The sequence below is a fragment of the Nonomuraea sp. 10N515B genome, assembly GCF_052245915.1.
Taxonomy (GTDB): Bacteria; Actinomycetota; Actinomycetes; order Streptosporangiales; family Streptosporangiaceae; genus Nonomuraea.
Genome location: NZ_JBQQBQ010000180.1, coordinates 1 through 1,553 on the forward strand (window position 1 = coordinate 1; position 1,553 = coordinate 1,553).

Annotated in this window: 1 protein-coding gene; it reads left to right on the forward strand. The window is 65.3% G+C overall.

Annotation, left to right across the window (positions count from 1 at the left end; genetic code table 11):
* Nucleotides 1-629: 629 nt before the first annotated feature.
* Nucleotides 630-1,427: a potassium channel family protein gene (locus ACTWQA_RS58875; RefSeq protein WP_443167475.1), complete on the forward strand. Its 798-nt coding sequence runs from the start codon at nt 630-632 to the stop codon at nt 1,425-1,427.
* Nucleotides 1,428-1,553 lie beyond the last annotated feature (126 nt).

The window sequence follows — 1,553 nt, forward strand, 5'->3', positions numbered from 1 at the left end:
CCTCGTGGAGAACGAGCCGGGTTTGTTCGCTCAACCGCTCCCGTAGCCCGGCGAACCCTGCCCTGACCAGCCTGCACTATCCAGCGCAAGCGACGAAGCGGACATCAACTCGCGTAACGCCCTCTGACACGAATGGAGCACTGGAATATCGTTGCACTATGCAATAGATTATCGGAGCAGCTCGATAGCGGCGAGCTGTCATGCAGGGACAGGTGAAGCGAGCGCCCCGCGGTGCCGGCAGAGATCGGGCCGGTCACATGTCGTGCGCATGGGAGCGCTCGCTACACCGCCCTCGCCAGATCCTGGTCCCCCACGCGCAGAACAGCCGCCCAGGCAGGAGAGCACCCCGTTGGCTATCCCGACTCGACCGCCTTTGCTGTGGCCCAGGCACAGGTGTGCCGCGCCTGTGGGCCTCCAGGCCTCTGCCCGCCGGAAAGCTCAGCGCGGCTGGGAGTTCGCGTGCCTGCTCCTTACCCCCGCCGACCAGCAGCGCCCGACCTGTTAAATCCATGATCATCGGCATGGTGGCAGCTTCCCGGACCAGGCTTCCTCGGCGACAGCCGCCTAGGTGAGGCGGGCCGCGATGAGAGCCACCCGCCTCCGCCATCGCGTGACGGACGGAAACAAGGATGGAACAAACCAGCGCGACAACCATGCCATCGTCGTCCCGGCTGCAAACCTGGGAGCGCAGGACCGATCCCCTACTGCTCGGCGTGGGCCTGCTCTTTTTGGCGACCTGGGCACTGCCGATCGTGCTTCCCCAGTTGCCGGACACCGTCGTCCACCGACTCGAACACGTCCAACAGGCGGCCTGGACGCTCTTTACCGCTGATTACCTGATCAGAGTTTGGCTGGCCGACCGGCGCTGGCACTTCGTCACCACCCACATCCCGTCGCTCCTGGTCGTCCTCCTACCGCTGCTACGCCCCCTGGCAGTGCTGCGTTCGCTTCTGATGCTGACCGCACTGATGCGCCGAGTCACGCTGCCGCTTCGCATGCGCGTGACCGTCTACGTCAGCGGCTGGGCCTGCTTCTTGGCCGTGGTCGGCGGCATTGCAGTGCTGGACGCCGAACGTCGTTCCGCCGATCCCACGATCGTCACGCTGGCCGACGCCCTGTGGTGGTCGCTGACGACCATGACCACAGTCGGCTACGGTGACCTGTACCCAACCACGCTGGAGGGACGGCTCATCGCCGGCGCGCTAATGCTGTCCGGCATTGCGCTGCTCGGTGTGGTCACCGCCTCGATCGCCGCCTGGTTCGTCGAACGCTTCCAGGAGACCTCTGCGGCGGAGACCCGCAACCAGGCCGACCTGCGACTCGTCCTCACCGAACTGGAAAAGCTCCGCTCCCGGGTGGACGAGATCTCCCAGCGACGGCCGAGTTCTCCGAAGCCTGGTGCCGACGAGCGCAACGAACTCGCCTGAGAGGGCGGTCCGCGGGTCTATGCCCCTGATGTCGCAGTGTGATCGAGCGAATCTGTAGCGTTATGCCTAGCTGGTAGGCATGGATGTGCTGAGATGGCCGGGTGAGTGAACGCAAGCCGTACGCGA

Excerpts from the sequence above, each read along its gene's own strand:
- ACTWQA_RS58875 (WP_443167475.1), top strand. The coding sequence starts at position 630 with ATGGAACAAACCAGCGCGACAACCATGCCATCGTCGTCCCGGCTGCAA.